12 protein-coding genes are annotated in these 14,511 nt (G+C 58.2%); 9 read left to right on the forward strand and 3 right to left on the reverse strand.

The features are described from left to right. Positions 1-5: 5 nt before the first annotated feature. Genes D8779_RS06005 through D8779_RS06015 form a run of 3 tightly spaced genes read right to left on the reverse strand, consistent with a single transcriptional unit; the run spans position 6 to position 3,015 of the window. Complete coding sequence (locus D8779_RS06005) at positions 6-1,379, reverse strand: sensor histidine kinase (protein WP_136663534.1); 1,374 nt, start codon at positions 1,377-1,379, stop codon at positions 6-8. Continuing rightward, positions 1,376-2,428: a response regulator gene (locus D8779_RS06010; protein WP_136663535.1), complete on the reverse strand. Its 1,053-nt coding sequence runs from the start codon at positions 2,426-2,428 to the stop codon at positions 1,376-1,378. The genes D8779_RS06005 and D8779_RS06010 overlap by 4 nt, the downstream gene beginning before the upstream one ends. Positions 2,429-2,448: 20 nt before the next feature. Next, on the reverse strand, positions 2,449-3,015 hold the full coding sequence (locus tag D8779_RS06015; RefSeq protein WP_167492529.1) for a putative pterin-binding protein: 567 nt from the start codon (positions 3,013-3,015) through the stop codon (positions 2,449-2,451). 391 nt (positions 3,016-3,406) lie between these two features. Here D8779_RS06015 and D8779_RS06020 point away from each other — a divergent pair, with 391 nt between their 5' ends. From D8779_RS06020 to D8779_RS06060, 9 genes are all read left to right on the forward strand, one after another. Continuing rightward, positions 3,407-3,661, forward strand: coding sequence for a Flp family type IVb pilin (locus D8779_RS06020; RefSeq protein ID WP_167492530.1), 255 nt, complete (start codon positions 3,407-3,409; stop codon positions 3,659-3,661). Between the two features lie 26 nt (positions 3,662-3,687). Next, positions 3,688-5,709 (forward strand): Tad domain-containing protein, encoded by a 2,022-nt coding sequence (locus D8779_RS06025; RefSeq protein WP_136663537.1) that lies wholly within the window; start codon positions 3,688-3,690, stop codon positions 5,707-5,709. Further along, positions 5,706-6,656 carry a hypothetical protein gene (locus D8779_RS06030; RefSeq protein ID WP_136663538.1) on the forward strand — a complete coding sequence of 317 codons (951 nt, stop codon included), beginning with the start codon at positions 5,706-5,708 and terminating at the stop codon, positions 6,654-6,656. The genes D8779_RS06025 and D8779_RS06030 overlap by 4 nt, the downstream gene beginning before the upstream one ends. Beyond that, positions 6,649-7,320 (forward strand): hypothetical protein, encoded by a 672-nt coding sequence (locus D8779_RS06035; RefSeq protein WP_136663539.1) that lies wholly within the window; start codon positions 6,649-6,651, stop codon positions 7,318-7,320. Before D8779_RS06030 ends, D8779_RS06035 begins: the two co-directional genes overlap by 8 nt. Then, positions 7,320-8,312, forward strand: coding sequence for a hypothetical protein (locus D8779_RS06040; protein WP_136663540.1), 993 nt, complete (start codon positions 7,320-7,322; stop codon positions 8,310-8,312). The genes D8779_RS06035 and D8779_RS06040 overlap by 1 nt, the downstream gene beginning before the upstream one ends. A gap of 90 nt (positions 8,313-8,402) precedes the next feature. Further along, positions 8,403-10,439, forward strand: a complete 2,037-nt coding sequence (cpaB, locus tag D8779_RS06045) for a Flp pilus assembly protein CpaB (RefSeq protein ID WP_136663541.1) — start codon at positions 8,403-8,405, stop codon at positions 10,437-10,439. Between the two features lie 66 nt (positions 10,440-10,505). Then, entirely contained in the window at positions 10,506-11,999 is a 1,494-nt protein-coding gene (locus tag D8779_RS06050; RefSeq protein ID WP_136663542.1) for a type II and III secretion system protein family protein, read from the forward strand. A 7-nt stretch (positions 12,000-12,006) separates the two neighbouring features. Beyond that, positions 12,007-13,653, forward strand: a complete 1,647-nt coding sequence (locus D8779_RS06055; RefSeq protein WP_136663543.1) for a TadA family conjugal transfer-associated ATPase — start codon at positions 12,007-12,009, stop codon at positions 13,651-13,653. Beyond that, a complete protein-coding gene (locus tag D8779_RS06060) occupies positions 13,646-14,509 on the forward strand; it encodes a type II secretion system F family protein (RefSeq protein ID WP_136663544.1) in 864 nt (287 codons plus the stop codon). The genes D8779_RS06055 and D8779_RS06060 overlap by 8 nt, the downstream gene beginning before the upstream one ends. Positions 14,510-14,511 lie beyond the last annotated feature (2 nt).

Raw genomic sequence — 14,511 nt, forward strand, 5'->3', positions numbered from 1 at the left:
AGAACCTAGGACGGCAAAAGCGCTGACTCAGCAGTGCTCACGGGCAGTGCCAAGGTAAAACACGCGCCGCCCTGCTCGGTATTACGCACGGTCAAACTACCGCCATGCCAGTGTGCAAGCGTTTGCGCTATCGAGAGGCCCAAGCCGACTCCGACGCTGTTCTGGGTCTGCTCACCCCGATAAAAACGCTCAAACACACGCGCCAACTCACCCTCAGCAATCCCTTGCCCGTAGTCGCGTACACGGCAATACAAGATGCCCTCAGACACCTCAACCGCCACGTTTATTGGCAGCCCAGCTGGGCTGTATTTGTCGGCATTGGACAACAGGTTATTAAGAATTTCCACGCACCACATTCGATCGCAGTCGACCCACAGCGTGTCTTCCCCCTGAGCTACAGCTAGGCCACTCAACTCAATAGAGCGCGAAACTGGCAACTCAGTGAAGCGCTCCAATGCGTCTGCAACCACTTCTCGCCAATCACAACGGCGCAACTCCAGAGAAGCCAGATCACCGCTACTAACCAGCCCCTCATCCAATCGCAACCCTTCGAGTACACGCCCTATAAGCTGATTGAGCTGGTAAACCGACTTGCGAATGCGCAAAGAGCGATCACTCACATTTTGCACCTGTCCATCGCTATGGAACTGCCGCAGCAGACGTTGCGCACTTGAATCGATTACCGCCAAGGGCGTGCGCAATTGATGCGACATCAATGAAACGAAGTCGCGATAACGCAGCTTGTTCGCCCTTTCCTGCTGTAATGCCTCAAGCAACTCACGCGCCTGCGCATGTTGCCGGGCAATTTCTACATAACTGGCGTTGGCGCGCCTCTGGCTGCTCAGCAATTGCCAGCCCAGCAAGGTGCCTGCAAGCAATACCCCCACCACGGCAAGCATGACCTGAACCATCAATGTGCGGTGAGCATCACGCCGCGCACCGGCGATATCCCGCTCAGATAGCATCACCTTATTACCGACTTGCTGTATCAGCTTCTGCACGCCGCCATAGTCCAGCTGCGGCTGCTCAAGCATGCTCACCGCACGCTGCAATTCTGATAAAACCCCCGCCCGCGTCATGTAGTCGCGCTGCCCACCACTGGTGAGCATCTTTAACCGAGCCTTGAGCAGGTTGCGATGCAAAACTTGCGCGGTATGACTGGCAGCAGTAGGTGGAATCAGTGCTGCCTGGTGCAGCATGCCTCCTTGATAAACCGCCTGGCTTAATGCCCACACCATGTTTTCGCCAACATCAGTACTCAACTCCACCTGCAAGCGCTGTAGCTTGTAGAGCGTATAGCCGAGTAGCACGACAAAACAGAGCACGGCAGCTACCGCCGCCCACTGCAGCCGCTGTCGACTTTGAGCTTCCAGACTCATGGCGTAAGGGCCACCGCACCGGACAAATCCGGCAGCGCCCAACCGGCGCTCAGCACCAGGGCGACCAGATCCGCCTGACGCGTCACTGCGGTTTTCGAGAACAGATTACGCAAGTGGAACGCCACCGTACTGGCCGAGACTCCCAACGCAAACGCCACCTCATCCGTGCGCTGCCCTTGCGCCAACAGCAAGGCAACCCGCGCCTCAGTTGGCGTCAGGGCGAAGATCAGGCGCAATGTCTCCAACTCTGGCAACGAACGACTTTGCGCGCAGGACACAAACACCGCCAACAGATTGTCGGTCGAGTCAGTCAGCGCCTGCACCTCCGAAGTCAAGCTCAACACACTGATAAACACCGCACCTGTGTGACTGTAGCGCTCAAGTGCCAGCACCCGACGCTCGCCGGAAGCAGCAGCACTCAGCTCTGTGGCGTACTGCTGAAAGGTATGCAAAGAGCCGGGCGTGATGTCCAACCAACACAATCGCCCACGGCTGTCCTGGGTCCAAACGCCCTCATCCTGTGCCAAGCGCTGCGCCATCGGGTTGGCATACAGCAACTGGCCCGCAGGATCACACAACAACACCGCGCCCGGCAGCTGGGCGAAGATGCTTTGCAGACGCTCACGAAAACTGCCTTGGCGGCTTAGCGAATACCCATTCAATCGTTTGACCTGTGCAAGCCGCGAACTGACGGTAGCAAGCAACATGTCGTAATCGACGGGTTTGACCAGATAGTCGTCGACGCCTATGCGCTTGGCGTCCAGCAAGGCACTGCGCTGCCCCAGCGCCGTAAGGAAGATAAACGGCAGATCTGCCAAGTCAGTCCGCTGCTCACGAATGTAGTGATAAATAAAATAACCGTCACGCGCACTGTCACCACCGAGCATGACATCACACAGCACCAAATCAGGGCGCTGCTGCTCCAGCAGTAGCAATGCCTCATCAGCCGAGTGTGCAGCGATGACCTGGTAACCGGCAGCATTCAATTCTTCAACCAGGTCAGCCAATAGCGTGGCTTCATCTTCAATGCACAAAATACAGGCTGACATAGGGGCGCTCTGCCTCTTCCTTAAGGTTTAACGGTGATGCTGTTCAACATCCAAGCCCAGCGATGATCGAAGCGCGAATCCTGCAATACAGCATGGTCGTCGCGAGGATAAACGACCCACAGAGGGCCATAGTCGAGCAACGAAAGTGCAGCGCCATCCATGCTATGGGCGATGATCACATCCCAACTCAGATAATCCTCCAGGCTGACCGTTATCTCGTAGTCATCCAGTGTCCGCAGCGTCACAGTCGTCGCGGCACCCAGCTCAACATCCAACAGCGCCAGTACATCGCGCACCAGCGGCCCCTCGAACACCTTGGCGCCTTGCAACCAAGCTGCAGTGGTGGCAACCCGCTGCTGAGGCAATGCCAAGAGCTGCTCCTGAGTCAGTTCGAGCGTTTGTCCATCTGTGCGAAGGGTCAAAAGTGGAGCCGTCGCCCCCCTCTCATCCAGCGCCGCGGACACGGCCCCGAAAGACGGCAGGCACAGGAAAAAAATCAGTGAAAATCGGCGAAAAATAGCTGAATTAGCTGCCAAAAACCTATTATCTCGATTTTTAATTGATCGAGAATTGCTTAGTCCAAACATACTCCCCCCAGGAAATAAATGCAGTGCTGTAACGCGCATAGCGTGATGACCGCAGCCGATATTGGTTTGGCTTAAGCGGGCCGAGGGTAACGCATTATTGTTGCGCGACACCTCGATTACGGCATGACATGCGCAAAAAGCATGCCGCACGATAAGCCCGCGCGCACCCCAACACACCATCTTTGCCGAACCTATCTGAACAGGGGGGGCGCTGTATGTCGGCCTGCGCTACTGTCAAAAACCGACGGGAGGCTGCAACTTTTCGAGACCAAGAAAGTCGCGCAACTATCGGCCGCCGATAGCACTTGCTCGTCAATAACGAGCAGGCGCTTATCGCGCTTACTTGTACTTAAAAACACACACGACTCTGCAGAGTCTCGAGGGCAATTCCATGTCGATCAAATCGCGTACCCGTCAACTTGGCCAAGGCATGACCGAATACATCATCATCGTGGCCCTGATCGCGATCTCCGCCATCGTGGTTTACAACCTGTTCGGCAGCACCGTGCGCGAGCAGGTCGGCGATATGGCAGCGGAGCTAGGCGGTGGTCAATCTAACCAAGCGGCAGCCACAACAGGCACCGAAGCCCAGACGCGCGCAGCAGATGCTCACAACCTGAGCAATTACCAGCAATCCGAACGCTGATTTAAGTCAGCACGGAGGCGGTGACGATGATTCAGGGAAGTCGACAGCGGCAGCGTGGCCAGGCCATGGTGTTTGGCCTGCTCTTTATCGGCATTACCTTGATTGCCCTGATCGTGATGTTCAATCAGGGCGTCCTCACCCGTGATCGGGTGCAGGTGGAGAACGCCGCCGACGCCGCCGTCTACTCGCAAGCCAAACTGTTTGCCCGACACCAGAACCTAATCGCCTATACCAACCGCGCCATCATCGCCAACGAGTTGTCGATCGGCCAGGTTGTAGCGCTCATGTCATGGTCTAAGCGTTACGCCAACATCCCGCGCTGGGTTAACAGCTTCCCGGCCTACCAGATTCCGGTTGCGCTGATCCCGCCCAAGCCGATGATCAGCGACATCCTGTCCTCCGTGACCTTGCCGTATCAAATTCTCGGCCAAGTCGTGCGCACAGTCTCGGCCCCAGTGGTTACGATCTACCCCACGGTGGTTTCCAGCTTCAACTTGATCATGGGCTTTTTCCAAAAAGCCTTTGCGCTGGCCACCTTCGAGGCGCAGGTTTCCGTGCCAAAAGCGGTGGTTGAACAGCACCGCATGGCCCACCGCAGCGACGATGAACTGGAAGTCGCGACGCTTTCGCAACTGTTCTTGATCCAGAACTTTATCCTCACCTATTTTGCCGACTACTTGCCGCTCGACGCCTTGCTCGATGCAGTGGCGGGAGCTGAACCACCCCCGAACTCGTCACCCGGCCCGGCGCCGGGCGGCCAGGCGTATGAAGAGAGCGACTCGACCCCAGCCAGCGTCATTAACGACTTCCTAGGGGCGGACGTGCCCTCCTCAATGCTGGTCAATAACGCGCCCGAAGTGCACGGCCAGAAAACCAATGCACCCTCCACCATTGATTCACGCAACGCCGGGCGGGAGTTTGCAGCGCTGATCAACAGCAACCGTAATGACTGGCTTGCCGCGCGTAACTTCGACGCAACCGTGGGCTTTGGCGTCCCGGAAATTCCGATTTACCTGGGTTTTATCAATATCAAGCTGGGCTTCAACTTCGAAGTCGGGGTGTTCAACAACGGCGGCACCGCTTACGTCTACAACCCACTGAGCATCGCCAACGCCAGCAAGGGCATTCCGACCTACGGTTGGGCCTCGCTGGATTACAGCTCCATGGGCTTCAAGCTCGACGTCACTCTGGCGATAGAGTTGTGCCTGCCACTTGTTGGTTGCGTAAGTATTTTTGACGGAGCGCTGGGCTTCGGCTTTGGGTTGCCGCTGGGCGGCGCGACCCATCAGCTAGTCACCAAGGCTGGCGACCAGTTTCTGTTTGCGCCCCAGTGGGGCAACCCCGCTCAAGGCATGTTACTGAAAGAAAACACCCCCTATGGCGACGCCATGCACCCCGTGCATGCCGTGACGTGGGCGTGGGGTAATGTGCTGCCGGTGCACGGGATTAACACCGCGGAAGACGTGAATGTGGGCTACAGCGGCTCACCTTCGTTCTTCACCCTAGGCGCCGACCATGCGGAAACTGGGCGCAGCAAGGAATTCACCATTGCGGTGGCCAAACCGCTGAGCAGCGTACGCACCAGCGATAACCCCAAGAGCCTAAACATTACCCAGGGCAAGTTCGGCCTCGACACCCATGGCGTGGACGATAACCCGTTGGTGTTCCTGTGGGGCGATGGCGAACGGATGATGACCGTCTCCTCGGCTGAGACATATTTTGCGCCACCGTCCGGGCGCGATGAATCGCCCAACCAATACAGCCCGTTCTGGGATGCGCGGTTGCGCGAGCCGAGCAAGTTCGTGCAATTCGTGGCCGCAGGCCAAATCGACATCCAGCAAATCCTCGGGCTGAACAGCCTCAACCCCTCTTATGTCGTGGGGTTCTTGATGGATCTGGCGTTGGATTATGTGATCAAGCCCGGCCGCGACCGACTGCTCACTAAGCTGCCACCGCTGATCCAGCCAGTGGCAAAACCGGCCATTGAAGGCGTCACCGACACGGTTCTCGACAAGATGACCGACAGTGTTAAAGGGGCGCTGGAATGACCCGTTCAGCCTACGCAAGCAATAGTCAGAAAGGCCAGGCCATGGCCGAATTCGTGGTCATGACCGCCGGTTGCCTGCTGCTTCTGTTCGTCTTGGTGCCGGTGGTGGCCAAGCTTTCGGACATGTCCTACAAGGCTCAGGAGGCCGCGCGCTATACCGCCTGGGAGCGCACCGTTTGGTACAAAACCAACGGCGACGACGCAATGCTGCCGAGCCAAATTGACCTGACTGACGGCTACCTGGCGAGCCGCAGCGACGAAGATGTGCTCAACTCCGCCGAACGGCGCATCCTCGGTTTTACCCAAACCCCCGAGCTGTTCACCCCGCAAGATATCGACACCCCGAACACCGAAAATGCCAACCGCTATTGGCGCTGGACTCACGGCAACGGCGGCCTGTCGATGAATGCCCCAGGCGCCATGGCCGCCGGCTCGACGCTCGCCAGCAGCAAAACCCCTTCATTCGCCTACGACGTGATTGATGTGTACAACTCGGCCATGGGCGGCATCGCCAAAGTGGTCAACATTTTCAGCTTCGGCAAGGGCGATGAGGACTTTCTGCAGATTGCTCATCCGACCCATAACTTCTATGCCACGGCCGTCAATATTCCAGTGCCCATGGCCGGCAGCCAGCTGGGCGGCCAGCCGTTACTCGGTGATCGCTTTACTAACGGACTGAACGTCGGCGCCCGTTCAGCGGTATTGGCCGACGGTTGGGTGGCCCAGACCGCCGACGGAGAAGACAGTCACTTCGATCAGAAAGCCAACGATTTCGTGCTCGGCAACCTGATCGCCGAAAACCCTATTTTTGAAACGGTGCAGAGCTTTATTGGCATCTTCGAGCCGTCGTTCAAGAGTCTCGACCTGGGCTATGTCAACACCGACCCGATCCCGGATGCCGGTGTGAAATGCAATGTGACCAGCGGATTCTGTTACTACGATGATTAAGCTTAGGCACAGCCTCCCTCTCCTTCTGCTGATCGCTTGCGCCGACCTGGCCTACGCCGATTGCGACTACGACGACTTCCCACGCATGGACGGCATGCTGGTCAGCAGCTTGGGCGCCAGCGTGCAGTGGAACCACACGCCGTTGCAGGGCCGGACGTTTCGGGTGTCCGCCACCGTCCCCCGGGTGAAAGAGTTCTACGCGCAGCAGTGGCCGGACGAGGTGGATTTCAGCGAGTTCAACGACTGGGATCAGATCCTGCACATCAACGAACGCTGCATCATGATGATTCAGGTCAAAGCCCAAAACGACCGCTACAGCTACGGCCGTATGAGCATCACCAATCCGCCGCAAGCAGGCGGCGGTGGTGAGCCGCTGGGCAGTGGCATGCCCGTGCCGCCCGATGCCCAGGTCATCAGTGACATGCGCAGCGACGATGTGATTCGCGAAGGGCGCCTGGTGCTGATTCTCAATGATGAAAACATCCACGCCACACGCGCCTGGTACGAAGCCGAGTTGCTCAACCAGGACTGGAACCTGGACCACCGCAGCCAGCAGGACAACGCCGTGGTGCTCACCTACAGCAAAGGCCGCGAGCTGATGACGGTGGGCCTGCTGCGCCACGCCGACAAGACTCAAGTGCTGCTCAACCGGATGGACCGCTGATGAGAAAGCAACTAGGTCAATCCATGACCGAGTACCTGGTTGTGGTTGGCGTCACCGGTGCCGGCCTGCTGGCTGCCACCACGGATGTCAGCACGCTGTTCGACAACGTGCACAGAAGCTACAGCACGCAGTCGAGTGAAATGAACAAGGTGCAGATCTACAGCAACCCCAAGCTGCAAGAGAATGAAGTCGTACGCGAAGATGACGACGGCGATGACGGTGACGAGATACCCGACACCCCGGTACCGGTGCCCGAGCAAGAATACCCACCCTATGTTGAAAGCGTGTTCGACGAGTTCGGCAACCTCATCGGCCATGTCAAAGATGGCTACCTGGTAGATGCCAGTGGTGAGCAAGTCGCCACCTGCATGCGCTCCGCCAGCGGCCAGTGCAGCTTTGTCGATGCCAATGGTAATAGCGTGTTCAACGGCGCCACGACCAACACCGAATGGGTGGATGACGATGGCAAGCCGCTGGTTTTACAAGCCCTGACCAACAGCGCCGGGCAGGTGATGGGCTTCGCCTACCTGTACAACGGGCAGTATCACGACGCCAGCTCGCGCAAACGCTTGGACCCACAACCCAGCGGGCTCACGGCGGTGCAAACACGCCCGGTAATCAGCTACGACGAGAATGGCAAAGCCTTTTCTTCCGGGCATGCCATCAACGGACTGATCTATTCCGAGAGCTCCATCCTGTCCCCCGCTAGCAAAGACTTCAGCACCGCGATGGTCGCCAGCGGCGAGTTGGTCGGTGTTGTTTACCAGACAGCGCCCAGCGCCACCTGGAGCCAATACAAACCCTGTCTGGTAGTGCCCTTGGGTTGGAGCAATAACTTCAGCTCCGGCGCCACGCTGTCGGCGGGCGAAGCCGCGAACTTCAACAATCCGCAACCCGGAACCAGTTACATCAACAGCGAAGCCGCCAGTTGCCAAGGCCGCAGTACGGTCACGCTCGATTCCTCGACCAGCAATTGGACGTTAAGCAAATAAACCACACGCACGCGGCCAACACAGGCGCGGCCAACACTTACAACACTTCACGCCACCCTCTACGGGCATTGGCGAGTGACGGGGAGCGACATGTCATCTGTTTCAGGAAGAAAGCTGCTGATCATTGCCATCGTCTGTGGCGTGCTCGCAGCCTTGCTAGGTTGGGCCTACCTCAAGGCCAAGGAGTCTCAGTACAAGGCCGCGTACCGCCCGGTTAACCAGGTCAAGGTTTCGGTGGTGGTGCCCAACACGGATATTGGCAAGTCGCAAACGCTCAAGCGCGAGCAGGTTGCCGCGCTCGATGTGCCCAGTGAGTACCTGCCGTCCAACGCCGTAATGGCCGAAGATTGGGCACGCCTGGAAGGCCGCATGACCATCATGGCGCTGCAAAAAGGCCGCCCCATCACTTGGGATGCGATTGAGCAGGACGGCGTGTCACGCTTTTCAGAAAACGTCGAGCTGGGCAAGCGGGTCAAGACGGTCAAAGTCAGCAAGATCAACTCCTTCGACGGCATGCTGCGCCCCGGTGATCGGATTGACCTGTTAGGTAGTTTTTCCGCCGGTGACGTGGGCCTGCAACAGCAACCCAATTATGCCGACGACGTGGTCATGACCGTGCTCGAAGACATTGCCGTGCTGGCCGCCGGCCGCGAAGACGCCAACGGTCACAAGTACGAGAACTACTACGACCGTACGACGCCAGACGGCTTCAACATGAACTTCTCCACCCTCTCGCTGATGCTCACCCCAGCCCAAGTGGCACGGGTCGAGCTGGCGGAGAAATCCGGCGAATTGGTGGCCGTATTACGCCACCCCAAAGACACCAGCAGCGCCAGCCTCGGCCAGACCACTGTCTCCAGCCTGCTCGACCCGCCACCGGTGGAAACCGTTGATGTGGTGCTGGCTGCCGATGGCACGCTGCTCGGCCGTATCGTTGGCGACAATATCGTGGATGCCAATGGCCGCATCATCGGCAAGATCGTCGACGGCCAGGCCGTCGACCTCGACGGCAAAGTCATGGGTCGTATCGTGCGCGGACTGTCACCGGACGATCCCATTCTGCGCATGCATGAAAAAGCCACGGTTGTACGTGACGCCCAAGGCAACGTGATTGGCCGGGTGGTCGACGGCAAGGTGGTCGACGCCAATGGCAATGCCATCGGCACCGTCGTCGACGGCAAAGCCGTGGGCCTTGATGGCGCCAGCCTGGGCCGGGTGGAAAAAGACGTAGCCCTGGATGCCGATGGCCGAGTGATCGACATGCGCAGCTCGCAGGTGCAGACCCAAGCGCCGAGTCAAGGTAGCGAACGCCAGGTGGTACTCGACGCTAATGGCAAGGTGATTGGCTACCGCGTCGGTGACGAAATCCACGATGCCAACGGCAAGGTGATTGGCTATTACCGCGATGGCAAAGCTTATGACCTGGACGGCAAGCTGCTCGGCGAAGTCAGCACCGCGCTGCTGGATGCCAACAACAATGTCATCGGCACATTGGGCGAGGTGGCTCGCGATGCCGACGGCAACGTCATCGGCACCATCAAGGACGGCAAGCTGGTGGATAGCACCGGCAAAGTGCTGGGCACGGTCAAGGACGGCCAAGTCGTGGACAGTACCGGCAAGGTCATCGGCAAGGTTGAGCAAGCCATGCTCGATAAGGACGGCAAGGTCATCGCCGATGCAGCCCGCGTGGTACGTGATGCGGACGGCAAGGTGATCGGCAGCGTAGTCGGCGACGACATCATCGATGCCCAAGGCCGCAAAGTCGGCACGGTCAAAGATGGTCAGATCCGTGACTTGTCCGGCCAAGGCATTGAGGGGGCCAATGTCAGCCTGCAACAAGATGTCGCTCAGGTTGTACGCGATGCGAACGGCAACATCATCGGCACCCGGCGCGGCAACACCGTGTATGGCACCGATGGCAAGGTGCTCGGCACGCTGGTCGACGGCAAGATCGTCGACGCCAACGGCAACGTGTTGTACCGCGGTGTGACCGTGGGCCTGGAGCCGCCACAAGCCAACGCACCGAATAAAAATAAACGTAGCGATGCCTCGCGGATGATCCAGTTCATCCCCGGCGGCACGGGTAAGGACGGGGTCATCCCGATTCAAACGCTGCGGCTGGAATAACTTGGAGCACCGCTCCGGGTACCCGGAGCGGAACAACACAAATTTGCGAAATTCGCTGGGGCAATAATGATCATTCGACGTGTATTGGAGATTCTCTGCGCCATGAGTCTGGGTGCCGCCGCCCAAGCCGCTGATATCCCATCAGCCATCGTGCTGTATGACGGTGATGTCAGCGTGCTCAATGCACCCGGCGTCGAGCGAGTGGCTGTGGGTAACGTTGAAATCATTAGCGCCACCATGCTCAAGAACGAGGAAGTGGTGATCACCGCCCAGCAGCCTGGTGAAACCACCGTGCAAATCTGGTTCGACGATGACACTCGCCAACAAGTGAGCGTGGTGGTCGCCAAGGCCAATGGCTATCGCCAGATCAGTGAGCTCAAGGCATTACTGTCCGACATCCCAGGACTGAAAATACGCACCGTAGGCCGCCAAGTTGTTCTGGATGGTCGCCTCAGTGAGGAGTACCTCACCCGCGTTAAGGAAGCTGCGAAGTTCTACGACAACGTGCTGGTACTTGCTGAAGAACAGAGCGGCGCCGCCACCAAGGCTGACTCGGCCCAGGTACTGGCTGAAGTTCAGGCCATGCTTGGACAAATTCCGGGAATCAAGATCAAAGCGATAGGTCGTCAGATCGTCATTGACGGCGACCTCAATCAGGTCGATATCACCCGTATTGACCTGCTCAAGGAGCGCTACCCGGATGTGATGGTGTTGGCCCAGCCAATGTCTGAGTTCCTCGCACCGATGATCTACTTCGATGTGCGCATCACTGAGTTTGCCAAAGACGATGTAGAAGAACTGGGGGTTAACTGGAGCACCAGCATCAATGGCCCGACCCTGGCATTTAATGCTGATGGCGGGACCAACAATCTATACCGAGGTCAATTCGACAGTGCAAGTGGCACCTTCGAAACGCTGAACTCCGTTGTCGGCGGCGCTGGTTCGCATGCCTACTGGGGGATTGCCAGTGAGCTGACCTCACGCATCAACCTGCTGGAGAAAAACGGCTCGGCATTGACCCTAGCGTCGCCACGCCTCGGCGCGCGCAGCGGCGGCAAAGCCGAACTGACCGTGGGTGGTCAGGTTCCGGTGGTCACCAGCAGCATCAACGGCCCGTCTGTCGAGTACAAAGACTATGGCGTGCTGCTCAACATCGCGCCACAACTGTACGGCACAGACCAAGTTTCCACCCACGTACTGGTCGAGATCAGTCAGGTCGACAAAGCCAACCAGATCGGCGAATACCCGGCCTTCAAAACCCGCCGCACCGAGAACGAAGTGCAGCTGAAAGTCGGCGAAACCTTGGTGCTCTCGGGTCTGGTGGCCGAGGACAGTCAGTCCACAGTTGAGGGCATTGTCTGGCTCATGGATCTGCCCATTATTGGTTCGCTTTTTCGCAACAAGAGCGCTAAGGGCAACCGCACCGAACTGGTGATTTTCATCACCCCTCGCTTGATGACCAATGGCCCGGACTCGCCAAGCGCACAAGCGCAGCTGCGCAGTGACAAGATGATCGAGAAGTATCAAAAATCCTTCGGCACCATTGAGCTTATCGACTGAGGCACCCATGTTCGAGATCGAAATCACCTACAAGGACGGCAAGCCGGTCGACAAGCTGACCTGCACCAGCGCCTCCTGCGAACTGGGTAAAGCTCGCACCGGGCTGGTGCGCTTGCGCGGCTGGACGGTTGCGCCTATCCATGCGCGTATCGAGCAATCGCTGGCCGGGTTATTCGTCGAAGATGTCAGCCGTGGTTACGAAGTGCGGGTCAACGACAAGCCGATTAGCCGTCACGGCCCGCTAGCACCGGAAGACGCCATCGCCATCGGTGGTTACCTGATCCGGGTCCACGCGCAAACCTTCCCCGTCAGCGACGACATGCCGGAAGTCGTGCTGGCGCCTGATACGCCAGAAATTAATAACGACAGCCACTTGGCTTACATGGAGTGGTCGCAGTTTATCCAGGCCGAGCTGTTCCGAGCGCTCGACCTGCGCCGCATGAACCTCGACAGCATGGGCCCGGATGAGGTTCGGGTGATTCTCTCCGAGCTGATCGACGGACTGATTGAACCAGTGCTCAGCCGCCTGCCAGCAAGCGTCAAAACCGAGGTGCTGCGCAAAATCGTGTTGGATGAGGCCGTCGGCCTCGGCCCACTGGAAGACCTGCTGGCCGACCGAAGCGTCAGCGAAATCATGGTCAACGCCCATGACGACATTTATGTCGAACGCAGCGGTCGTCTTGAGAAAACCCCGATCAACTTCAGCTCGAATGCGGCGGTACTGTCGATCATCGAGCGGATCATTTCGCCCCTCGGCCGGCGTATCGATGAAAGCTCGCCCATGGTCGATGCGCGCCTGAAAGATGGCTCGCGGGTTAACGCCATCATTCCACCGCTGGCATTGCGCGGCCCCTGCCTGACGATACGAAAATTCTCAGAGAAAAAGCTCACCACGGATGATCTGCTCACATACGGCTCGATCAACGAGCCGATGGTGGAGTTTCTGCGCACCGCCGTTGAACAGCGCATGAACATCGTGGTGTCCGGCGGTACCGGTTCGGGCAAGACCACCCTGCTGAATATTCTCTCCAACTTCATCCCGATAGAAGAACGCGTGGTTACCATCGAGGATGCGGCAGAGCTGAAGCTGGTGCAGCCGCACGTGGTGTCACTGGAAGCACGCCCATCAAACATGGAGGGCAAGGGCCAGGTAACCATCCGTGACTTGGTGCGTAACTGCCTACGGATGCGCCCCGACCGTATCGTAGTCGGCGAGTGCCGGGGCGGTGAAGCGCTGGACATGCTGCAGGCGATGAACACCGGCCACGATGGTTCGCTGACCACCGGCCACGCCAACACCCCGCGCGACATGATGCGACGCCTTGAAGTGATGGTACTGATGGCCGGCATGGATCTGCCGGTACAGGCGATTCGTGAACAGATCGCCTCAGCGGTGCAGATTGTCGTGCAGCAAACACGCTTCGGTGATGGTTCACGGCGTATTACCAGCATCACCGAAATCACCGGTATGGAACAGAGCACTATTCTGCTCAACGAGATCTTCAACTACCAACAGCAAGGCTTCGACGAGAACGGGCGGGTCAAAGGCTTTTACCAGGCCACTGGGCAGGTTCCCGAGTTCTACGAAGCGCTGAGCAGCCGCGGGATCAACGTCAACATGGATATCTTCCGGCCGGCGGCCCTGCATGTCTGAGTTACTGCTGTACCTCTGCGCAGGGCTGATCGCCATAGCCGTCTTCGCCTTGGCCATGTTGCTGACCGATAAAATCGGCAACAACCTGGCGTTCTATCGCAGCCAGTTCTCGCGCAGCGCTGAACTGGACATGGCCGACATGTTCATCTTCTCCAGTGGCAGTGGGCGCAAGATGTTTATTCTCAATGCCATGCTGATGGTCTTGGTGCCACTGTTTCTGCACGTGGTGTTTCAAATCACCTTGGTTACCGTGGCCGGGGCCGTGCTGATGCTATTCGTGCCCAAGCTGGTGCTTAACCAGATGAGCAAAAGCCGCCTGAAGAAATTTGAAGAACAGCTACCCGACGCATTCATGCTGTTGTCCAGCAGCCTGCAATCGGGTGCCAGCCTGAACATGGCACTGGAGAATGTGGTGCAACAGTCGCCCGCGCCGCTGAATCAGGAGTTCGGCCTGCTGATTAAGAACATCCGCCTGGGTGTAACCCTGGAAGATGGCCTGCTCAAGCTGGAGAAACGCCTGCCGCTGCCGTCGTTCATCATGGCCAGCTCGGCGATCCGCATCAGCCGCGAGGTGGGCGGCAATCTGGTGGAAACCATCAATACCATGGCCGCCATGCTGCGGCGCAAACGCATCATGGAAGGCAAGATCGATAGCCTCACGGCTCAAGGCAAGGCCCAGGGCACCTTTATGGCCATGCTGCCCATCTTCCTCGCGGGGATCCTCAGCGCTATCGAACCTGAAGCCATGAGCCAGCTCTACACCACACGCAACGGCCTACTCGTGCTGACCGTGATGATCATCATGGAAGTTCTAGGCTTCGTCTTTATCAGAAAAATCACCCGGATCGACGCCTAGAC

Origin of the sequence: Pseudomonas leptonychotis, from assembly GCF_004920405.1 — a bacterium.
Taxonomy (GTDB): Bacteria; Pseudomonadota; Gammaproteobacteria; order Pseudomonadales; family Pseudomonadaceae; genus Aquipseudomonas; species Aquipseudomonas leptonychotis.